Origin of the sequence: Duganella sp. Leaf126 (assembly GCF_001423125.1) — a bacterium.
In the GTDB taxonomy this organism is placed as follows: Bacteria; Pseudomonadota; Gammaproteobacteria; order Burkholderiales; family Burkholderiaceae_D; genus Rugamonas.
In genome coordinates, this window is record NZ_LMNW01000023.1 from 1 (window position 1) to 22,876 (window position 22,876).

At 65.7% G+C, this 22,876-nt stretch carries 10 protein-coding genes and 1 pseudogene; 5 read left to right on the forward strand and 6 right to left on the reverse strand.

The genetic code is table 11. The features are described from left to right. Nucleotides 1–39: 39 nt before the first annotated feature. A protein-coding gene (locus tag ASF61_RS11360; protein WP_156369562.1) for an IS3 family transposase occupies nucleotides 40–1,127 on the reverse strand; the annotation gives its coding sequence in 2 pieces (ribosomal slippage) (nucleotides 40–866 and nucleotides 866–1,127; 1,089 coding nt in all). A gap of 165 nt (nucleotides 1,128–1,292) precedes the next feature. On the opposite strand from ASF61_RS11360, the gene ASF61_RS24590 reads away from it, so the two are divergent. From ASF61_RS24590 to tssK, 3 genes and pseudogenes are all read left to right on the forward strand, one after another. Then, a complete protein-coding gene (locus ASF61_RS24590) occupies nucleotides 1,293–1,511 on the forward strand; it encodes a DUF2515 family protein (RefSeq protein WP_373994546.1) in 219 nt (72 codons plus the stop codon). Nucleotides 1,512–1,646: 135 nt separating this feature from the next. Next, complete coding sequence (locus ASF61_RS23315) at nucleotides 1,647–2,435, forward strand: hypothetical protein (RefSeq protein ID WP_156369563.1); 789 nt, start codon at nucleotides 1,647–1,649, stop codon at nucleotides 2,433–2,435. 35 nt (nucleotides 2,436–2,470) lie between these two features. Next, nucleotides 2,471–2,584, forward strand: a pseudogene (gene tssK, locus ASF61_RS23320) (type VI secretion system baseplate subunit TssK); the annotation flags it as partial. A gap of 113 nt (nucleotides 2,585–2,697) precedes the next feature. Here tssK and ASF61_RS11370 read toward each other — a convergent pair. Both ASF61_RS11370 and ASF61_RS11375 read right to left on the reverse strand, forming a co-directional pair. Beyond that, nucleotides 2,698–3,612 (reverse strand): AEC family transporter, encoded by a 915-nt coding sequence (locus ASF61_RS11370; RefSeq protein WP_056155640.1) that lies wholly within the window; start codon nucleotides 3,610–3,612, stop codon nucleotides 2,698–2,700. 2 nt (nucleotides 3,613–3,614) lie between these two features. Beyond that, entirely contained in the window at nucleotides 3,615–4,601 is a 987-nt protein-coding gene (locus ASF61_RS11375) for a TauD/TfdA family dioxygenase (RefSeq protein WP_056155643.1), read from the reverse strand. Between the two features lie 355 nt (nucleotides 4,602–4,956). Between ASF61_RS11375 and ASF61_RS11380 the strand changes: the two genes are divergently transcribed. Together ASF61_RS11380 and ASF61_RS11385 are read left to right on the forward strand one after the other, a co-directional pair. Further along, entirely contained in the window at nucleotides 4,957–6,594 is a 1,638-nt protein-coding gene (locus tag ASF61_RS11380; RefSeq protein WP_056155648.1) for a methyl-accepting chemotaxis protein, read from the forward strand. 157 nt (nucleotides 6,595–6,751) lie between these two features. Next, nucleotides 6,752–7,453, forward strand: coding sequence for a 4'-phosphopantetheinyl transferase (locus tag ASF61_RS11385; RefSeq protein ID WP_162241985.1), 702 nt, complete (start codon nucleotides 6,752–6,754; stop codon nucleotides 7,451–7,453). Between the two features lie 19 nt (nucleotides 7,454–7,472). Here the strand turns inward: ASF61_RS11385 and ASF61_RS11390 are convergent, their stop codons facing one another. From ASF61_RS11390 to ASF61_RS11400, 3 genes are read right to left on the reverse strand one after another with little or no spacing between them, the layout of a single operon-like run. Continuing rightward, nucleotides 7,473–9,008, reverse strand: coding sequence for a PepSY domain-containing protein (locus tag ASF61_RS11390; protein ID WP_056155654.1), 1,536 nt, complete (start codon nucleotides 9,006–9,008; stop codon nucleotides 7,473–7,475). Nucleotides 9,009–9,013: 5 nt separating this feature from the next. After that, nucleotides 9,014–9,346 (reverse strand): hypothetical protein, encoded by a 333-nt coding sequence (locus ASF61_RS11395; RefSeq protein ID WP_056155658.1) that lies wholly within the window; start codon nucleotides 9,344–9,346, stop codon nucleotides 9,014–9,016. Next, nucleotides 9,343–22,875 (reverse strand): non-ribosomal peptide synthetase, encoded by a 13,533-nt coding sequence (locus ASF61_RS11400; protein ID WP_056155661.1) that lies wholly within the window; start codon nucleotides 22,873–22,875, stop codon nucleotides 9,343–9,345. Before ASF61_RS11400 ends, ASF61_RS11395 begins: the two co-directional genes overlap by 4 nt. Between the last annotated feature and the right edge of the window lies 1 nt (nucleotide 22,876).

Genomic DNA, 22,876 nt, shown 5'->3' on the forward strand with positions numbered 1-22,876 from the left:
GGTAATCCCCCCATTAATGATGCGCACCAGAAGTAGAGGCTATGCGGCGAGGGCCAATTTCTGAATCGGCGTGATGCCGCCAAGTGCCATGTGTGGCCGGTCGTGATTGTATGTCCATAACCAGCGCGTGGCAAAGTCCTGGATCTCGTCCAAGGAATCGAACAGGTGATGCGCCAGCCAGTCATAGCGTACGGTACGGTTATAGCGCTCGACATAAGCGTTCTGCTGCGGTTGGCCCGGCTGGATGAACGCGATCTTGATGCCGTGCTTGGCCGCCCAAGTCTTGGTCGTCTCGCTGATGTATTCCGGACCGTTGTCGCACCGGATCACGCGCGGCTTGCCGCGCCATTCGATCAGCTGGTTCAGCGACCGGACGATACGTTCCGACGGCAGCGAGAAATCGACATCGATGATCAAGCCTTCGCGGTTGAAATCGTCGATGACGTTGAATAGGCGAATGCTGCGTCCATCGGCAAGTTGGTCGTGCATGAAATCCATCGACCAGGTCTGATTGATCGCCGTGGGTACCGCAAGTGGCAATGGCTTCTCACGTACAAGGCGCTGGCGCGGTTTGATGCGCAAGTTCAGCTCCAGCTCGCGATAGATACGGTAGACGCGCTTGTGGTTCCATTTGAAGCCTTTCACGTTGCGTAGGTAAAGAAAGCACAGGCCAAAGCCCCAGTTGCGCTGATTATTCGTCAGACGCACCAACCAGTCGGCGATTACTTCATTTTCAGAATTGCGCTTGGCCTGGTAGCGAAAACAAGTCTGGCTGATGCCGAATGCCAGGCAAGCGTTCTGAATGGTCACTCGGCCAGCATCGACGTACCAGCGTGCCATCTCACGTCGGCGAGATGGCGCTACCACTTTTTTGCTAAAGCCTCGGCAACGATCTCGGCCTTGATGCGCTCATCGGCATACATCTTTTTGAGGCGGCGATTTTCCTCTTCAAGCTCCTTCATGCGGGCCATCAGGGACGCATCCATTCCGCCGAATTTGGCTCGCCACTTGTAGAACGTTGCCGTGCTCATGCCATGCTCGCGACATAGCTCCGGGATCGGGGAGCCGGCTTCGGCCTGCTTCAGGATGGCGATGATTTGGCTGTCGGTGAATCGGGAAGTCTTCATTGCAGAACTTTCAAAAAACTAATTGAGAAAATTCTACTTCTGATGGCGATCATTTGCAGGGGGGATTACCNTTGGCTGTCGGTGAATCGGGAAGTCTTCATTGCAGAACTTTCAAAAAACTAATTGAGAAAATTCTACTTCTGATGGCGATCATTTGCAGGGGGGATTACCCACAGCCGAGCCTTTGTCTGGCGTGATTTTCGAATTATTCAGGCCGGACTATTTAATCATGCTTGCGATACGAAATCTGAGCAACTGAAATCCGTCGCATCTAGCGAGACCACTCTTCAAGATTTCACTACTCGAATGCAATGGATTAGAAGAGCTGCGGACCAGTTTCACCGACTTATGCAAACTCAAAAAAATATATGGGGAATGAGTTAAGCTCAGTCGCTGGATGGGCTAACATAATATCGACACCTACAACATATAACTATCACCCTGCATTTTAAGATAACTGTGGAATTATTTCCATTACTAATCGCTGTTCTATTACTTGGCTGCCAGAAGAATGTAGCCGTGAAAAATATTATGAACAACAACGTCATTCTAGAAATCAATCAACTTCCCTCTAAGCTTCTCGAGGAAAATCCTGTTTTTAAATTCGCTACCCGTCCACCTGGTGTTAATTTTTACGTCGGAATTTGGAAACGTGGCGATCAGAACAAAGTCAGATTGCAGAATGGCGCGCAATCTTTTCTGATAGAAAATTCGATTAGTGTTACCGCGGTAGATGAGCCTACATCCCCTTCCGAAGGAATTGTACAATTTATTATTTATTCGGGAGTAGCTTCCTCCGACCTGATAAGTCACGATGAAGCACGCAGGCGATTTACTTCCATTTTAAAAACGATTCGCAAAGCTGGCTGGAAAAAATTTATCAATGAAGGTGATCCGCGCTTGATAGGTAGAGATATGTATAAATTTGTTTTAAACGAATCCCCTGCGGCTTCCATGGACACCGACTATGAACCAACATTTGAAGAATGGATGAGAATTCCAAGTCGCACAAGGTGGTCCTTCTACGCGAATCATGTTTACTTATCGGTTGATTTTTCTAGAGAACCTACTCTACTGGATCCCGAAAAAGATGGAGCATACTTGGTCACATTCACCGTAGACAGCGAGAATGAGCATTACAGAAGCTATGTCGAACCAGATAAAAGGGAAGACTGGAAAAGTGCGCTACCTGCGCAACTGGCTATTCTTCCCCCTATGAGAGCGAAAGCTGAAGCAGAACTGCGTGCCAAAGGCGTTAAAATTGATGAAACTTACCAAGATCCGCCTAAACCCAATTTAGTGAGATAAGTGGCAATTGTTTTTCTTCGTGTGATGTAACTCAGCAGGTGCCGGCCGCCGTGCCGGTGCGGCCCGACACCTACTGTTTCGCGCTCGAGGCCAAGGGCCAGATGTACGAGCGCATGCTGCACGCGCAGTCGATCTCTATCTACAATTAAACTCTTAAGAATTTTGATTACAGTTTCTGCGTTTAATACAGCGAGTAATTCCCTATTGACAAATCGTAGGTCGATCAAGGAATGGGGCGAAGGAAAATCATTAATCTTCCACGTCACCCCACCCACCCCAAAAACTGCCCACTCAACGGCACCGTCACCGCCGCCACCAGCGTTTGCAACGTGATCAGTGCTGCCATCAGCCGGGTGTCGCCGCCCATTTGCTTGGCCATGATGTAGGCGTTTGGCGCGGTCGGCAGGGCGCAGTAGAAGCATGCCGCCAGCGCAACAGGGGCTGACACGGCAAACATCGCGCACACCTTGGCGGCCAGCAGCGGCATCACCAGCAGCTTCAGGATCGATGCCAGGCTCAGCGACAACGGCTTCAGTCCTTGTAGTGAGAACACCAGCCCGCTGCCGACGCAGATCAAGCCCAGGCACAGCGCTGCCCGACCCAGGATGTCGAGGGTGTTGAACAGTGGCGCTGGCAAGGGCAGTCCGGCCACGCTCCAGATGACACCGGCCAGCGTCGACAGGATGATAGGATTGGTGGCGATGCTGCGGGCGATGCGCGCCGGATGGGTCGGCACGCCGCTCCACCACGACAGGGCGATCACCGAAATTATATTGACTACCGGCAGGCACAGTGCCAGCGCCAGCATCAGCAGCGCCGCCGTTTGCGGGGAAAACAGCAGCGCCGAGACGGCAATGCCGAAATAGGTATTGGGGCGCACTGCGCCCTGCACCACCGATGAGCGCGCGGCGTCGGGCAAGCTGCGCATCGACAGCAAGGCCAGCAGTGTTGCCGCCGTCACCAGGAAGGTCGGCACCAGCGTTGCCAGCGCCAGTTCGCCGACCTGGGTCGAGGCGAAACTCAGGCGGGCCGTGCCGCTGAACAGCAGTGCCGGAAAGCAGATATTGTATGAAAACTTTTCGACCGACGGAAAGAAGGCCTCCGGCAGCCAGCCATAACGCCGGATTGCCACACCCAGCGCAATGATCAGCAGTACCGGAACAATCGCGTTGACCATGCTCAGTCTGCCGAAATGCCCGATGGACCGACGCGTTCGGCATTCGGCATGTCGGAGATGCGGATACGGATCAGGTGACGGGCCGGATCGCTGTAATCGGCGCGGCCGTGCAGTGCGCGGCGGTTATCGACCCACAGCAGGGTATCGTCCGGCAGCTGCTGGCAGAAGCGCGGCGCGCGCTGTTCGATCACCTCGTTGAGCAGCGCGAGCGCTGCGCCGACGTCCGGCGTGTCGATGGCCGGACGTGCGGCCAGGCCCTTGATCAGCGAATCGTGGCGCCAGCGCATCGTCAACGTGTCGCCGCGGCGCTCGAATACGGGCGCCATCTCGATTTCCACCTGGTCGTCGCTGGCCGCGTACACGGACGGCACGCGGAATGGCAGCGCCGTGTCCGACAACAGCGTGAAGGCAGCGCGACCGGCTTCCGTGCGCTGTAACTCGGCATAAATGTCATCGACGCCGATCAGCAGCGAAGCGCCGCCGCCGCAGGCGGCTGCCGTCACCACGTACAGCAAAAACTGTTCTTCCGGCATCGGATAAAACGAAGAGTCGGTATGCATGTCAGCACTGCCCACGCGTTCCGAGAACGTCACAAAGCTGCTCTTTTGCGCGCTGCCGGGACGGGCGCGGATGTCCCACGCCACGCGCTGAGTGCGCTGATCGGTCGACGTCGGATAGCCGAGGCTGAGCGAGATCGCATACAGCAGGGCGTTGCGCTCGGCCTCGGCCAGGCCCGCCAGACCGAGTCCCGTGATTGCCAGCCCGCGCGCCTCGGCGCCGGCGATGTAGCGCTGCAGATAGTGCAGCGACGGCACGGCCAGCAGCTGCTCCCGCAACACCACTTCGTCGCGGTGCGGATAGAAGCCGTTGCCGTTGAAGTCGCTGAAATAGCGCCCTACCAGGGCGATGATGGCGGCCTGGTCTTGGCCCCAGTCGAAGTCACGTTGTGTGACAAATACGTGCGGTGATTGTTGAAATGCGATACCCATCTTACCCTCCCAGGAAAATTCCGTATGGAAATATTCCTTGGATACTAAGCCACAAGATATTGCGTTGCAACACATTAATACAACGGTGCGCACACCCGCTTTGCCCGCCGTAGCCCGTGGAAACGGCCATTCGCGCGGTTTTGGCAGATATTTCACTACTAAATGATATATCGCAAGACGAAGTCAGAAAATTTATGTCTATACGGAAAGTACTGAGCAATCGTGGACGAATCGTTACATACACGGTTAAATCTGCTGTGCTATTATTTGTTTCCGTTGGGAAATTATGTGACTTCCTACTGCTTTTTGTATAACAAACCAGGACGCACAGCGTCTATTCCTGAAGGAATTTTTTATGACTTCGTTACGTAACCTGAAGCTGGCAACCAAGCTGGGCCTGGCATTTGCCCTGGTGCTGGCACTGGCCGCAGCAGTCGATATCTTCGCGATCGCCAAGCTGGCGCAGATCAATGCCGCCTCCACAGAACTGTCGGATCGCTGGATGCCGGCCATGCGCGTGGTACAGGATCTGAAGGCACAGATCGCCCGTGTCCGTACCCGCGAATTCCAGTACGTCATCTCGACCGATCCAGCCGAAATGGACAAGTACGACAAGGTCATCGCGAACGACCTGGTCGACCTGGAAAAGATGAAGTCGACCTACGTGAAGCTGATCGGCACGCCCGAGGAGAAGGCGCTCTACGACGAGTTCCTGTCGCTGTGGGACCGTTACATGATCGAGGACGGCAAGATCCGCGCAGCGTCGCGCGCCGGCGACGGCGACGCGGCAAAACAGTCGCTGCGCGGCGAATCGAACAAACTGATCGTCGCCCTGCGCGGCCAGATCGACAAGCTGGTAAAACTGTATGGCGACGGAGGCGACGCGGCATCCGACCAGGCCGATGCCCTGTACAAGTCGGCGCGCACCTGGATCATCGCGCTGCTGACCGGTTCCATCGTGCTGGGCGCGCTGTGCGCAGCCCTGATCACCCGCTGGCTGGTGCAGCGACTGGGCGGCGAACCCGATTACGCGGTCAAGATTGCCGGACAAATCGCCGACGGCGACCTGACGGTGGCCATCGACACCCGCCAGGGCGACCAGGACAGCCTGGTGTTTGCCATGAAGTCGATGCGCGACAGCCTGGCCGGCCTGGTGCAGCAGGTGCGCTCCGGTACCGACACCATCGCCACTGCCTCGCAGCAGATTGCCGCGGGCAACGTCGATCTGTCGGCCCGTACCGAACAGCAAGCCGCGTCGCTCGAGGAAACCGCAGCGTCGATGGAAGAGTTGACCAGTACCGTCAAGCAGAACTCGGCCAGCGCCAGCGAAGCGAACGACATGGCGATGAGCGCCTCGGCCGTGGCGCAAAAAGGCGGCGCGGTGGTCTCGCAGGTGGTGGAGACCATGGGCTCGATCAACCAGTCCTCGCGCAAGATCGTTGATATCATCGCGGTCATCGACGGCATCGCCTTCCAGACCAACATCCTGGCCTTGAACGCTGCGGTGGAAGCGGCGCGGGCCGGCGAACAAGGTCGTGGTTTCGCGGTCGTCGCCTCGGAAGTGCGCAACCTGGCGCAACGCTCGGCGGCAGCGGCCAAGGAAATCAAGGAATTGATCAGCGATTCGGTAAACCAGGTGGAAAGCGGCAGCAAACTGGTCGAACAGGCCGGTGCCACCATGAACGATGTGGTGGTCAGCGTGCGCCGCGTGACCGACATCATGAGCGAGATCACCGCCGCCGGCGCCGAGCAGCGCGCCGGCATCGAGCAAGTCAACACCGCCATCGCCGGCATGGACGCCGTCACCCAGCAGAACGCCGCGCTGGTCGAACAGGCAACCGCCGCTTCGCAAAGCATGCAGCAGCAAGCCGCTGCGTTGAGCGGCCTGGTCTCGGTATTCCAGTTGGCAGGTCAACCGGCGGGCGCCTTCAGCCGCCCCGACCTGCCGGTAGCCAGGGCCCGCAAAGCGGCGCCCGCGCTCGGCCGCGATTGACGCGCAAGCTGTCGCAGGCGCACAGCGGAGGGCGGCGGCACCTTGCGCCGCCGCCGCTGAGCCGTTAGACTGGGCGCTCCCATCGCGCCAGCTTTCACACATTGCACCCCACCTTCAACCCGCCGCTGTTTTACGCGCCACCGCCAGGGCGCCGCGCGTGACTGCCATCCCGCTCTGGAATGGCTCCCAGGCGCCCTTGCAGCTGGTCGCCTTCGACGCACCAGCATTCGATCCCTCGTCATTCGACCGGCACCGCATCGTCTGTCCGCCAGCCATTTCCCGCAGCGTGCGCAAGCGGCAAGCCGAGTTTTTTGCGGGCCGCCTGGCGGCGCAGCGCGCGCTGGCGCCGTTCGGCCTCGCGCACCACGAGGTCGGTATCGGCGCCCACCGTGAGCCGCTATGGCCGCATGGCGTTACCGGCAGCATCAGCCACCAGCGGCGGCTGGCGGCAGCAGTGGTCGTGGCCCAGCCCCCTGCCCGGCCGGCGCTGATCGGCATCGACATCGAAGCGGTCATCGATGACGGCGCGCTGGCGGCCGTGGCAACCACGGTCGCCTCGGCCGACGAACTGGTACGAATGCGACTGTGGCCGATGACCATCAACACCGCCGTGAGCCTGGTATTTTCAGCGAAGGAAAGTTTTTTTAAGGCGAGCTTTGCACTGGTGGGCCATTATTTCGACTTCGACGCCGTCACCTTAACCGAGATCGACACGTCTCAGCGCTGCCTGACGCTGGTCGTGCGCCAGGCATTGTGTGCACGGATACCGCCCCGCACCGTCGTAACGGTCCACTATTTTTATCTGGCCGACGACATACTGTGTACCAGTTGCAGCTGGCAGCCGCTGCCGGCGCCATGAACCCGGTCCGGCGTCGCACTCAGGCCAGCCCGCCACGCCCTAGCCGCTGCGCGGTCCAGGCGGCCAGCAGCGCCAGCAGCCACAGCGCCGCGTCCACGCCCGCCACCGCAGTCTGACCGGTGGCCAGACTGCGCCAGGGCCAGTCGCCGGTTCCCAGCCAGTTAAGCAGCGGCGCCGCCAGCGCGAGGCCGGCAATCGCCCAGCACTGCTGGGCCCAGGGGACAGCCGGCCGGCGGCGCCACAGCAGCACGGCACCACTCCAGGCGCCGCTGCCCAACCACGCCAGCATGAAGACCGATACCTCCAGTTCGGCCTTGTGCGACAGCGCCGGTGGCAGCAGCCGGTTTGCTGCCAGCATGGCTACCGTGGCCAGCACCAGACCGGTGGTGCCGAAGCACGTCAGCACCATCACCAGTACCGCACCACGCCGGCCTTCCCGCGCATGGCGCGCGGCGCGCTTGCGGCTCCACAGCAGCAAGCCCGTTGCCAGCATCACGCAGCCAGCCAGGCCGGCTGCAAAATACAGCCAGCGTAGCAAGCGGTGTTCGAACAGCGCAAAGTGCATCCCGGACAGATAGCGCTGCACGGCCGCAGCGGGCTTGAGCGGCACATATTTCAGCACGGCGCCGGTAACGCCATCGAAGTAGATGGTTTGCTCGTCCAGGCTGACGCGGTCCGCGGTCGCGCGGCTGACTTCGACGTAGCTGTGGCGGTTGCCGGGGTGGACCACCCGCACATAACTGGGTTCGCCGTCGCCCCAGGCTTGCCGCGCACGCGCCAGCATGGGGTCGAGCAGCGCCTGCGCCACCACGGTCTTGTCAGGCGACGGTGGGCGCTGATACAGCGCCAGCGCATCGTTGAGAAAACCTTGCCGGTCGTTCGGGTACAACGCATGCATACCGGCCGGGAAGTAGATCGAAAACAGGATCACCAGCCCTGACAGCACGATCAGAAAATGAAACGGCAGCGCGGCCACGCCGCACAGATTATGCAGATCGAGTGCGCTGCGCTGGAATACCTTGTGGGGGCGGAACACGAACAGGTCGCGGAAGATGCGCACATGGACGATCACGCCGGCCACCAGCGCAGCCAGCATTGCCATCCCGGCCAGTCCGACGATCCAGTAGCCGATGCCGGCAAACGACAGCTGCAGTCGGTAGTGCATGGGGAAGAAAAATGACGTGGCGCCATACGAGCCGGCGGGCGCCAGCAGCGTCGCGCTGCGCGGATCGACCTGGCGCGAACGTTCCTCGCCGTCTTCCATCACCAGGTTCAGCCGGGCCACCGGCATACGCGGTCCCTGCAGGAAGACCGACCATTCCGCCATCGGCGCGCCCTGCGCCAGCGCCGCCACGGCAGGCATGATCTGGCGCGCCATGTTCACCGCACCGGGTTCGGCGGCAATCCGGGTGTCGGGCATCATCCAGCGGTCGATTTCGCGATCGAACACCGACAAGCTCCCCATCCAGAACACCACCAGCAGCACGCTGGCCGTGACCACGCCGGTCCAGGTATGCACGAGCAGCATCGACTGCCGCAACTGTTTCCACATCATCGACGTCAGCTCCCCAGCCACACTGTCCCCAGGCACAGCCAGCCCAGCCAGCCGCCCACCAGGCAGGCCGCCACCGGCCACAGGCGGCGCGCCACGAACGCCCATAATGCCGCCGCCAGGTAAATCAGGATCGCCAGCATGGCCGCCGTCACTACCGCCTCGCTGCGCACCATCCCCAGCTGCACCAGCAGCACCGCGCCGGCGCCCGCAGCACTCCAGGCGAACAGGTAGGCGCCGATCACGCCCAGTGCAACGCGCGCCGCCGCGCGTAGCCGGCCACCGGTACCTGGTGCGGTGCCGGCGCCATCGTCGAGGGCAGGATTTGGCCGCTTCCTCATGCGCTTGCACCCGGCAGCGCCGCCTGCAACTGGCGCCATAGCGCGGGTGCATGAATGATGTCGAGGTGGCTGGCCCCGCCGATCACCTGTTCGCCGGCCACGCGCGTAAAATGTGCCCGGCTGTCGAACAGCGCCACGCCCGCATCGGCTGTCTGTTGGGCTACCCATACCCGGGCGGTGGCGTCCGCAACGCCGGCCCGGTGGCGACGCACCATCAGCGCATGGCTGGCGATACTCCATGCCAGATATTCCTGACAATGAACGGCGTCGCCGTCGAGCGGCAGCGCTGCAGGATCTGGCTGTTCATGCACGAACCACGCCCATTCGTCGGCGCTCATGCGGGCAAACAGCTGCTTCCAGCGCTGTTGCATGGACGAGCGTGGCAACCACTCCTCAAGCAGCGCCCGTGCGCGCACGGGGTCGAGGTCCGGTGCGACGGCGGCGCTGCGGTCGAACTGCCCCAGCACCGGATCGATCATGGCGACCAGCCGCACCGTTACCCGGCCTTGCAACTGGCGCGCCGTTTCCTGGGCCAGCACGGCGCCCAGCGACCAGCCCAGCAGCGAGCATTCGCCACCGGGCGTATTCTCTTCGATGACGCGGGCATAGCCCGCAGCCAGCTGCTGCACCGTGGTCTGCTCCCACCGTTCGCGCCCCAATGCATGGCTGATGAAGCCATGCACGGGCTGGCGCGGCCCCAGCGCCTGCGCCAGCGCCTGGAATTCGAAGGCGTTGACCAGCAAGCCAGGGCAGCAGAACAGCGGCGGCAAGTCGCCGGTGGCGCGCAGACTGTGCCAGGCCTCGCCGATGCTGGCGCCAGCCGCGCTGGCAGCAAAGCGGGCAGCCAGCAGGCGCGGCGTCGGACAGCTCATCAGATCGGCCAGCGACAGCGCCTGCGCGTCCTGCGTGTACAGCGCCCGCAGCATCTGGTTGACCTGCACCACGCAGCGGATGGCCAGCAGCGAGTGTCCGCCCAGGGCAAAGAAGTTGTCGTCGCGGCCCACGCGCGGTACCTGCAGCAGCGTGCACCAGATGGCGGCCAGCGCCTGTTCCAGTTCGCCCTGCGGCGCCACGTGATCGCTGTCGCTGCCATCCTGGTCGGGCGAGACCGGCGCAGGCAGTGCACTGCGTTCGACCTTGCCGGCAGGGCTCAGCGGCAAGCGCGCCAGTGCGACGATGGTCGCAGGCTGCATGTAGTCGGGCAGCACGGCCGCCAGCGCTTGGCGCAACTCGTCCACCTGGGCGGCCTCGCGCTGCGGGCTGATATAGGCCACCAGCCGCAGCCCGGCGCTGCCCGGCTGCGCCACCACCACCGCTTCGCGCACACCCGGCTGCGCCAGCAGCTGCGCTTCGATCTCACCGAGCTCCACGCGGAAGCCGCGGATCTTGACCTGGTGGTCGATCCGGCCCAGGTAATCGAGCTGGCCGTCACGCCAGCGGACTAGATCGCCCGTGCGGTAGCGGCGGGCGCCGGGCGCGCCGTGCGGATCGGGCACAAAACGCTCGGCGGTCAGGCCTGGCCGGCCCAGATAGCCGCGCGCCAGCAGCGCGCCGCCGATGCACAACTCACCGGCCGCACCGGCCGGCGTCAATGCCAGGCCGGCATCGACCACCTGCAGGGCGCGCCCCGGCAACGGCGTACCGATCGGCATCTGGGACGGAGCTGTCGGCGATCGGGCAGCGGCTGCGCTTGCGGCCTCTGCTGCCTCTGATGCCTCTGATGCTCCTGTTGCTCCTAAAGATCCTACTGATCCTGCTGCTCCTGCTGCTCCTGCTGCTCCTGCTGCTCCTGCTGCTCCTGCTGCTCCTGCTGCTCCTGCTGTTTCCGCTGCTGCTTCGGCTTCCTCTGCCACACCCTCTACCCCTTCTGCCGCTGCAGCCTCCGGTGCCTGCAAATCCCGCGGCGACCCCGCGCGCGACGAAACCGGCGGAAGCATCGGCACGATATACGGTGCGCAGTCCAGCGTGGTGGCCGTCACCGTCGCTTCGGTCGGACCGTAGGTGTTGAGCAGGCGGATGTGCGTCATGCCGGCCTGGCGCCACGCCTGCAGCGCTTCGGGCGGCATCGCTTCGCCACCGGCGTGTACCTGGCGCAGCACGCCGTAATCGCGCGGACCGCGGCCGGCAAAGTCCTGCGCCAGCAGCGACCAGTAGGCGGTCGTCAGGTCAGCCACCGTGATCCGGTAGCGCTGCAGCGCCTGATAAAACGTTTCGCTGTCCCATAAGTCGGGGCCGCGCAACACCAACGCGGCGCCGACGCACAACGTGGGCCAGGTCTGCTCGACGAAGCCGTCGAAATTGAGGGTCGAGAACTGCAGCATGCGGTCCTGCGCCGTCAGCCCGAAGAAACCGACCGAGACCTGCACATGGCGGGACAAAGCCTGGTGGGCGATGCCCACGCCCTTCGGCTTGCCGGTCGAACCCGACGTGTAGATCACATAGGCCAGGTGCTGGCTCAGCGTCTGCACGGCCGGATCGTGCTCGCGCGCGGACGGTTGCTCCGCCAGTTGCACGGCCACCGTCTGCGGCAGCGCCGGCAGCAGCGGCAGCACGGCGCCCTGCGTCAGCAGCAGCGTCATGCCGCTGTCGGCAATCATGTGCGCCAGGCGCTCGGCCGGATAGCCGGGGTCGAGCGGCACGTAGGCGGCGCCGGTCTTGAGGATGGCCAGCAGGCCGACGATCATGTCGATTGAGCGCTCGACCGCGATGCCGATGCGCACCTCAGGCGCGGCACCGCGCGCGATCAGCGCATGGGCCAGGCGGTTGGCGCGCAGGTTGAGGGCGCGGTACGTGAGCGTCTGTTCGCCGTGCACGAGTGCCGTGGCATCCGGGCGCAATGCCGCCTGCAGCCCGAACTGCGCCTGCACCGGCAAATCGTTCCACGGACCACCGGGATGGGCGCCCGCCTGCAGCAAGGCTGCCGTCTGCGATGCAGCAAGCAGCGGCAGAGCGCCAAGGCGAGCCTCGCCACTATGCGCCATCGCCTGGATCAGGGCACCCAGCTGATCGAGTATCCGCTGCGCGGTCGCGCCATCGAAGCTGGCGCGGTCGTAATCGGCGTGCAGCGACAGACCATCGTTCTGGGTCACCGCCAGGGTCCACGGATAATTGGTTTCTTCGCGCTTGCCGACCATGGTAAAGCGCAGGGTATCGGCTTCGGCGGCGCGCAGCGCGGCATCGACCGGATAATTCTCAAACACGATGATGCTGTCGAACAGGGCGACCCCGCCCTGCCCCGCCCAGCGCTGCACCTCGTACAGCGGCGTGTGCTCGAATTCGCGCCCGGCCAGGTTTTGCGCCTGCAGCGCACGCAGCCAGGGACCGACCGCCATGCCGGCGGCCGGTGCGGCCACCACCGGCAAGGTGTTGATGAACATGCCGAGCAGCTGGTCCGCGCCCGGCACGCCGGCAGGACGGCCTGCCACGGTGGCGCCAAACGCCACGCAGGCCTGGCCCGTATAGCGCTGTAGCAGCAACAGCCACGCGCCCTGCACTAGCGTGTTGATGGTCACGCGTTCGCGCCGCGCAAAGGCGGCCAGATGGCTGACAGTGCCGGCCGCCAGGCGCAGACCGACGCTGCCCTGGCCGGCAGCGCCGGCTGCCGCCGGCGCAGGCAAAACCAGCGAGAGCCGGGTCGGCGTCGTCAGCGGCGCCAGCTGGGCGCGCCAGAAAGCCTCGGCAGCAGCACCATCCTGCCGCTGCAGCCAGCCGATGTAATCGCGGTAGCGTCCTGCCGATGCTACGCCAGGCAACGGCGCACCGGGACCGGCGTGGTAATGGCGCAGGATGTCGCCCATCAGGCGCGAGGTGCTCCAGCCATCGAGCAGCAAGTGGTGGTTGGTCCAGACCAGGCGGTGACGGTCGGCGCTGGTGCGGATCAGGGTCAGGCGCTGCAGCGGCGGCCGCGCGAGGTCGAAGCCGCGCGCCAGGTCGTCGGCGGCAAATGCCGCCAGAGCGATATCCAGATCGTCGCGGCCGCGCCAGTCGAGCAATGCCACGTCGCCGGCGCCATGCCGGCTCACCCACTGCAGCGGCGCCTGCGCGCCCGCCACGAAGCCGGTACGCAGGATATCGTGACCGGCTGCCGCAGCGCGCCAGGCGCCCGCAAACCGCTGCGCATCGAGACCATCGATGTCGACACATAACTGATTGAGATACGCACTGCCCTGCGGCGTGTGCAGGCTGTGGAACAGCATACCCGCCTGCATCGGCGACAACGGGTACAGGTCGGCCACGTCGCCAGGTGGCAGTCCGAGGGCGTCGAGCTGCACCTGGTCGAGCGCGACCAGCGGGAAATCGGACGGCGTGACGCCCTGCTCACCGCTGCAGCAATGGGCAACCAGCGCCGCCAGTTCGCGGCCGAAATCGTCCACCAGCGTAGCGATCATGGCGCCGTCATGGCGCGAACGGCTGTAGCTGAATGTCATTTTCAGCCTGCCGTCGAATACCTGGCCGTTGATCGCCAGTTCGTGGGCCAGCGGTGCGTCCGGGTCCTGGGCGTCGCCGCTCGCTTCGGTCGCCGGGCGCCACTGGCCATCGTCCTCGAAGCTGCCGTCGAACTGGCCCAGATAGTTGAACACCACCGTCGGCGACGGCAGCGCCGCCAGCGCCAGCCGGTCTTCTCCCCGCCCCAGGTAGCGCAGCAGGCCGTAGCCGATGCCGCGCCCGGGAATCTCGCGCAGCTCCTGCTTGACCCGTTTCAGCGCCGCGCCGAGGCTTCCGTGCGGCCGCAGTCGTACCGGGTAGGTGCTGGTGAACCAGCCCACGGTGCGGCTCAGATCGATGTCGTCGAACAGGTCTTCGCGGCCATGACCTTCGAGCTCGATCAGGAAGCTGTGCTGGCCAGTATAGCGGCACAGGGCGCGGCCCAGTGCGGTCAGCAGCAGGTCATTGACCTGGGTACGGTAGGCAGCCGGTGCCTGCTTGAGCAGCCGCTGCGTGACATCGCGTTCGAGATGCAGCACCGCGCTGGCGGCGTCGCGGCCACTGGCGGCACCGGACGGATCGGCCAATGGCAGCACCGCCGGTGTGTGCGCCAGCGCCAGCCAATACGGCAACTGTCCGCGTAACGTCTCGCTCACCGCGTAGGCCTGCAGCCGCTGCGACCAGGTCTGCAGCGAAGTGCCGGCCGGCGCCAGGCGCAGCGGCGCACCGGCCACACCCTGGCGGCACAGCACATCGAGGTCCTGCAGCAGGATGCGCCACGACACGCCATCGACCACCAGGTGGTGCACGACCAGCAGCAGGCGCTGGCTGCCGTCCGCCATGGCGATCAGCACCGCGCGCAGCAGCTCGCCGCGCGCCAGATCGAGGCTGCGCTGGGCCTGCTGGCACAGCTGCTCGACACCGGCTGCGTCAGTGGCGCTGCGCTGCCACAGTAGCGGCGCGGCACTGCGCGCACCATGGCGCTGGGTCCAGCCACCGGCGCCGTGCTCGAAGCGCAGGCTCAGCGCCGGGTGGACGCGCACCAGTACCGCGAGCGCGGCAGCGACGATGTCGGTGGTGACCTCACTGTCGGCGCGCAGCAGCACCGACTGGTTGAAGTGCTGCGGCTTGGCCAGGCCCGCGTCGAAAAAAGCGGCCTGGATCGGCAGCAGCGGTACCATACCCTGCGGTGTATCGGATCCACCGGCGGGCGGCGACGGCGTCACGGCGACCGGCTGCATCAGCGGCGCCAGCGCCGCCACGGTCTGGAACTCGAACAGCTGGCGCGGCGTGATGATGGCGCCGGCCTGGCGCACGCGCGCCACGATCTGCAGGCTGAGGATGGAATCTCCACCCAGCTCGAAGAAATTGTCGTCGCGGCCGAGCGCCGCCACGCCCAGCACCTCGCACCAGACGCGGGCCAGCAGCTGTTCGGCTGCACCCTGCGGCGCAGCGTCGCCGCTGTCGGCCGGCGCCAGCAGCGCGGGCGCGGGCAAGGCGGCGCGATCGACCTTGCCATTGGCGTTCAGCGGCAGGCTGGCCAGCGGCACGATCACGGCAGGCACCATGTAATCGGGCAGCTGCTGCGCCAGCGCCTGTTTCAAGGCTGCCGGTTGCAGGCCGGCCGGTGCCACGTAGGCCACCAGCCGCAGATTGCCGTGAGGACCCGCCTGCGCCACGGCCACCGCTGCCGCCACGCCATCCTGCGCCAGCAATTGCGCCTCGACTTCGCCAAGCTCGATCCGGAAACCGCGGATCTTGACCTGGTGGTCGATGCGCCCCAGGTATTCGAGCTCGCCATCGGCTTGCCAGCGCACCAGGTCACCAGTGCGGTACAGGCGCCCGCCGGCGCCGTCGAACGGATCGGGAATGAAGCGGTCCGCCGTCAGCGCCGGGCGGTCGAGGTAACCGCGCGCCAGCCCTGCGCCGCCCAGGTACAGCTCACCGGGCACGCCGGGCAGGGCCGGGTTCAGACAGTCGTCGAGCACCCAGGCGCTGCGCGCGCCGACCGGGCGACCGATCGGCGCATACGCGCTGGCGCAGCCGGCATCGGCGTTCACCTTCCACACCATCGGCGTGACCACCGCTTCCGTGGGACCGTAGCCATTGATCAGGAAGCGCGGCTTGAGCGCGGCGCACACGAGGTCGAACCCGGCTTGCGGCATCGCTTCGCCGCCGAACGAATACAGCTCCACGGGCGTAATCGGGCCGCTGGCGTCATGGCCCGCCCACTCGGCCAGTTGCCTCAGGTAGGCCGGCGGGAAGCCGGCATTGGTGATGCGCTGCGCGCGCAGCGCCGCATAGGTCTGCTCGGGCGTCCACAGGCTGGCGTCGCGCAGCACCAGGGCGCCGCCCGCGCACAGCGTGGTCAGCCAGCGCTCGTGGGCGCCGTCGAAAGCGAACGACAGGAAGTGCAGTTCGCGCGACTGCGGTCCCATTTCGTACAATCCGGCCGTGACGACGCAATGCATGTCGAGCGGGCCGTGGGCTACCGCCACGCCTTTCGGCTGGCCGGTGGAACCGGACGTGTAGATCAGGTAGGCCAGGTTGTGAGGATGCGGCGTGGCCCGTGCGCCGTTTGCCGGCGTCGCGGCCAGCACGCTGTCGGCAGCCTGATCGATCAACAGCACCGGCAGGCCGTCCAGGTCCGGCAGGCGCAGCAGTACGCTGCTGCTGCTGACCAGCAGCCGCATGCCGCTGTCGGCAATCATGTAGGCCAGCCGCGGCCGCGGGTAGTCGGGGTCGAGCGGCACGTAGGCAGCGCCGGCCTTCAGCACGGCCAGCAGCGCCACGATGGTCTCGATCGAGCGTTCGAGCGCGACGCCCACGCGCTGTTCCGCGCCGACGCCCAGGTGCTGCAACTGGGCGGCGACGGCATTGGCGCGCCGTTCCAGTTCGCCGTACGACATGGTCACCTCGCCCAGCACCACGGCCGCGGCATCCGGGGTGCGCTGCGCGTGGCGAGCGATGCGCAGGTGCACACCCACATACGGCACCGCCGGTGCATCGCTGTGCGCCAGTGCGCGCAGGCGCGCGTTCGCGGCCGGCCCGCCGGGCGACAGTGCGCCCAGCCGTTGCGACGGACCGGCGCTCATTGCCCGCAGCAGCGACAGCAGGCCGTCGGCGATGACGGTCACGCCGGCGGTGTCGAAGCTGGCGCGGTCATAGCCGAAATGCAGACCCGGCGCCTCATGCTGGACCACGGCCAGCGTCAGCGGATAGCTGGTCTGCTCGCGCCGCTCGATGGCGCTGAAGGCCAGGCCGTCGGGCGCAGCTTGCGTGAGCGCCTCGTCCACCGGATAGTTCTCGAACACCACCAGCGTGTCGAACAATCCGCCTGCGCCATGGCCGGCCCAGCGCTGCACGTCCACCAGCGGCGTATGTTCATGCTCGCGCGAGGACAGGCTCTGGGCCTGCACCTCGGCCAGCCAGGCGGCCACGGTCAGCTCGGGACGCGGCGTGGCGATCACCGGCAAGGTGTTGATGAACAGGCCCAGCAGATGTTGGGCGCCCGCCAGATCGCCGGGACGACCGGCAACGGTGGCGCCGAAAGCGACCGTGCGCTGGCCGGTCAGGCGCTGCAGCAGCACCGCCCATGCCGCCTGCACGACGGTATTGACCGTCACGCGGTGGCGCCGCGCGAACGCCGCCAGCGCCACGCTCTCGGGCGGCGTCAGCGCCACCGCCAGTTCGGCGTGGCCGGCCGGCGCGACTGGTCCGTCCGCCCGCGCCAGCAGGCCGGCCAGGCGGGTGGGCGCATCGAGCGGCGCAACCAGTGCGCGCCAATGTGCTTCGCTGGCGGCGCTGTCCTGACACTGCAGCCAGGCGATGTAATCGCGATAGCGTCCACCGTGGACATCGAGCGTCTGCCCGCCGTAATGACGCAGCAGTTCGCCCATCAGGCGCGAAGTGCTCCAGCCGTCGAGCAGCAGGTGATGACTGGTCCAGATGAAGTGGTGGCGGTGGACTCCCGTGCGCACCAGGTGCAGGCGCTGCAGCGGCGCCTGGTCGAGTGCAAAGCCCCGGGCCATGTCGGCCGCGGCCAGCGCGTCGAGGTCGGCCTGGATATCGTCGCGGCTGCGCCAGTCCTGCTCGGCCAGTTCCACGCCGCCGTCACGATCGACCCATTGCAGCGGCGGCGTGGCCTGCGCCAGGAAGGCCGTACGCAAGATGTCGTGGCGTGCGACCACCGCCTGCCAGGCAGCGGCGAAGCGGGACGGATCGAGGCCGTCGATATCGACCCGCAGCTGGTTCAGATAGGCGCCGCCCTGCGGCGCATACACGCTGTGGAACAGCATGCCGGCCTGCATCGGCGACAGCGGATACAGGTCCGCCACCCGCTGCAGCGGCAGGGCAAGCGCATCGAGCCTCGCCTGGTCCAGCCCCGCCAGCGGAAAATCCGACGGCGTAGCGCCTTCCGCGCCGCTGCAGCAATGGCCGATCAGCGCGCACAGCTCGGCGCGGTAGTCGTCCATCAATGCCGCCAGCGCGGCAGCGTCGTGGCGCGCGGCGCTGTAGCTCAGCGTCAGCTTCAGCATGCCGTCCAGTACCTGGCCATTGATCGCCAGCTCGTGGCCCAGAGGCGCATCGTCGTCCTGGGTGGCGCCGCCCGATTCCCGCGCCGGCTGCCACAGGCCTTGCGGGTCGAAATTGCCGTCGAACTGGCCCAGGTAGTTGAAGATGACCGCCGCCGGCGGCAACGCGGCCAGCGCCCGGCGGTCATCCGCCTCGCCCAGGTAGCGCAGCAAACCGTAGCCGATGCCGCGGGCGGGGATGTCGCGCAGCGACTGCTTGACGCGTTTGAGCGCAGCACCCGGTTCTCCGAGCGGCGCCAGGCGCACCGGGTAGATGCTGGTGAACCAGCCGACGGTGCGGCCGATATCGAGGTCGTCGAACAGGTCTTCGCGCCCATGGCCCTCCACGTCCACCAGCACTTCGTCGCGGCCGGTGTGGCGGCACAGCGCCCGCCCCAGCGCGGTCAGCAGCAGGTCGTTGACCTGGGTGCGGTACGCGGCCGGCGCTTGCTTGAGCAGACGGCGGGTAGCGTCCCGATCGAGGGTCAGGCTGACGCTGCGCTCGTGACGCGTGGTGTTCGGCGCCTGCGGCTGCGCGCAAGCGATGGCGGCCGGCGCCTGCGCCACCGCCAGCCAGTATGGCAATTCGGCGCGCACCGCCGCGCTGCGTGCATGCTGGTGCAAGCGCGCAGCCCAGGCCTGCACACTGGCGCCGGGCGGCGGCAAGGCGGCAGCGGCGCCCGACAACGCGGCCCGGTAGGCCGTGTCCAGGTCTTCCAGCAGCACGCGCCACGACACCCCGTCGACCGCCAGATGATGAACGACCAGGAACAGCCGCGTGCTGCCATCGGCCACGGTAATCGATTCCGCCCGCAGCAGCCGACCCTGCGCCAGGTCGAGGCTGCGCTGCGCCGCGCGGCACAGCGCCTCCACCTCGCTGCTGTCGCGTGCGACGCTCTGCCACAGCAGCTGGGCAGGCGCCGGCCCGTCAAGCTGGCGCCAGGCGCCGTCCGTCGTCTGCGCGTCTTGCGCGTATTGCGCGCTCAACGCACGGTGATGCGCGACCACCGTCTGCAGCGCTAGCGCCAGCGCTGCCGCATCGAGCGGCTGGCGCGGGTGCAGCAGCACCGACTGGTTCCAGTGGTGTCGTTGCGGAATCTGCGTGGCGAAGAACGCATGCTGGATCGGCAGTAACGGCACGTCGCCGCCGGCGTCCGACAGCACCTGGCCGCAAGGGGGGGTGACGCCCGCTATCGGTTGCGCCACCGGTGCCAGCGCAGCGATGGTCTGGCGCTCGAACAGCTGCTTGGGGGTGAGTTTCCAGCCAGCCTGCCGCGCCCGCGCCACGATTTGCAGGCTGAGGATCGAGTCGCCGCCCAGTTCGAAGAAATTGTCGTCGCGCCCCACTTGCGCCAGCCCCAGTACCTCGCACCACACGCTGGCCAGCATGGTCTCGACCTCGCCCTGGACCGGCACGTGGGTGTCGGCGTCGACGTTGAATTGGGCCGGGGGCAAGGCCTTGCGATCGAGCTTGCCATTGGCGTTGACGGGCAACCGGGCCATGGCGACGAAAGCCGACGGCACCATGTAATCGGGCAGGCAGTCTGCCAGCGCACTGCGCAGCGCGGCCGGCGCCAGCGTCATCGGCGTCTCCGAAGTCACCGGACTCACATACGCAACCAGCCGCAGTCCTTGCTGACCCGGCTGCGGCTGCGCCACCACCACCGCTTCCGCCACCCCGGGCTGGCGCAGCAGTGCCGACTCGATTTCGCCGAGTTCCACGCGCAGACCCCGGATCTTGATCTGGTGGTCGAGCCGGCCCAGGTATTCGAGCGCGCCATCGCTGCGCCAGCGTACCAGGTCGCCGGTACGGTACAGGCGCGCGCCGTGGCCGTCGAACGGATCGGGTACGAAGCGCTCCGCGCTCAGCCCCGGGCGGTGCAGATAACCGCGCGCCAGGCCGGCGCCGCCCAGGTACAGCTCTCCCGCCACGCCGGCAGGTGCCAGGTTCAGGCTGTCGTCGAGCACATAGGTATGGAGGTTGGCGATCGGCCGCCCGATCGGCACCACCGCATCGCCGGCGCGGCAATCCCACTCGGTGACATCGATCGCTGCCTCGGTCGGACCGTACAGGTTGTGCAAGGCGATGTGCGGCAGGCTGGCCAGCGCGCGGTCCTGCAAGTCCGGCGGCAGTGCTTCGCCGCTGCAGATCACGCGCCGCAGGCTGGCGCAGGATCCGGCATCGCCGCCGGTGCTGGCGATACCGGACACGAACGCCTGCAGCATCGCGGGCACGAAGTGGATGGTGGTGACGGCATGGCGTTCTATCAGCGCCGCCAGTGCCTCCGGATCGCGGTGCTCGCCCGGACCTGCCACGGCCAGACGCGCACCGTACATCAGCGGCCAGAAAAATTCCCATACCGAGACGTCGAAACTGAACGGCGTTTTCTGCAGCACGGTATCGTCGGCGCCGAGGCGGTACGCCTGTTGCATCCACACCAGTCGGTTGTACAACGCGCTATGGCGGTTGGCCGCACCCTTGGGGCGTCCGGTGGACCCCGAGGTATAGATGACATAGGCCAGGTTTTCACCGGCAAGCGGTATCTGCGGATTGGCGGCCGTCGCGTCGCCTGTCGCTGTAGAGTCGCCTGTGCCTGTGGAATCGCCCGTCCCTGCCTGGTCCGGCATCTGGTCGAGCATCAGCAGCGGCGGCAGGCTGGCCGGCAGCGCCGCCAGCACCGGCGCATGCGTGAGCAGCAGCGCCACTGCGCTGTCGTCGAGCATGTAGGCAATGCGGTCGGCCGGGTACTCGGGATCGATCGGCACGTACGCGCCCCCCGATTTGAGTACTGCCAGCAACCCCACCACCATCTCGACCGACCGTTGCAGCGCCAGACCGACCCGCACCTCGGGGCCTACGCCCTCGGCGATCAGCCGGTGGGCCAACCGGTTGGCGCGGATATTGAGCGTTTCATAGGTCAGCACCCGATCGCCGAACAGCAGCGCCACTGCCTGCGGCGTCGCTGCCGCCTGACGCTCGATCAACCGGTGCACCGGCTGCGCCGGCGCGTAGCCGACCGGGCAGCGGCTCCAGGCCAGCAGCGCATCGCGCTCGGCCGTCTCGTGAAGTTCCATTGCGCCGACCGTACGCTCCGGGTGCGCAACCAGGGCGTGCAGCACCGCCACGTAGTGCCGCGCCAGGCGTGCGATGGTCGCCGGCGCGAACAGTTCCACCGCGTAGGCGAAGCTGGCCGACAAGGTGCCGTCGGCGCGTTCCTGGGTATCGAGCGTCAGTTCGAACTTGGCTGCCTGGCGCCCCGTCTCGTAGGGCGTGGCGGTCAGCCCGGCCAGCCGCACCTCGCCGCGCCGATCGAGGTGCTGGTGATTGAACAAGACCTGGAACAGCGGCGGATGACTGAGGCTGCGCTCCGGCTGCAGGGCATCGACCAGCACATCGAACGGCAGTTCCTGGTGGGCCTGGGCGCCCAGGGCGGCGTCGCGCACCTTCTCCAGCAGCTGCGCCAGCGGCGTGCGGCCATCGACGCGGGTGTCGATGACCAGGGTATTGACGAAAAAACCGACCACGGCTTCGGTTTCGACACGATTGCGATTGGCCATCGGCACGCCGACACGCAGGCTGTGCTGGCCAGTGTGCCGGTACAGCAGCGCCTTGAAGGCGGCCAGCAGCAGCATGAACACCGTCGCTCCCTGCCGCTGCGCGCTGGCATGGAGCTGTGCGCCGAGCGCAGGCGGAACGGTGAAGTCGAAGCGCGCGGCGCGATATGCAGGCTGCGCGCTGCGCGGATGATCGACCGGCGGCAACAGCACCGGGTGCTCGTCGCCGAGACGCGTTTTCCAGTACGCCAGTTGCACGTCACGCTCGCCGGCATCGAGCCAGTTGCGCTGCCATACCGCGTGATCGGCATACTGGATTGGCAACGGCGCCAGCGCTGCGGTACGCCGCTCCAGCCGTGCCTGATACAGCGCACCGAATTCCTCGATCACCAGCTGGATCGACCAGCCGTCGGATACGATGTGGTGCATGACCACCAGCAGCACGTGCTCGTCGTCGTCGAGCCGCACCAGCTGGACGCGCACCAGCGGCGCACGGGCCAGGTCGAACGGCGCCTGGTTGAAGTCATCGGTAATCTGCGCCAGCCGTGCTTCGCGCTCGCCACGGTCGGCGAGCGTGCGCAGATCGGCATGCCGGATCGGCACGGGCAGCGGATCGGCGATCTGCTGATCGGCCAAGCCATCGGCATCGGCCACAAAAAAGGTGCGCAGCGCTTCGTGCCGTGCCACCAGGGCGTCGAACGCATGCTGGACGGCGTCGGTATCGAGCGCCCCGCGCAGGCGCAGACCGCCCGCGATGTGGTAGGCGCTGCCGGCCGGATCGAGCTGCCACAGGAACCATAGCCGCTGCTGCGCGAACGACAACGGTGCGCGTGCGATTGCCGTCCTACGCGGCGGAATGGGCAGCTGCGACTGCGTGATGCCCTGCTCGGTCATCTTTTTGTGGAAGGCGCGGCGCTGTTCGGGCGTCAGCGCACCGAAGCGCTGGGCCAGCTGTAAGGCGAGATCGGTTTGCATG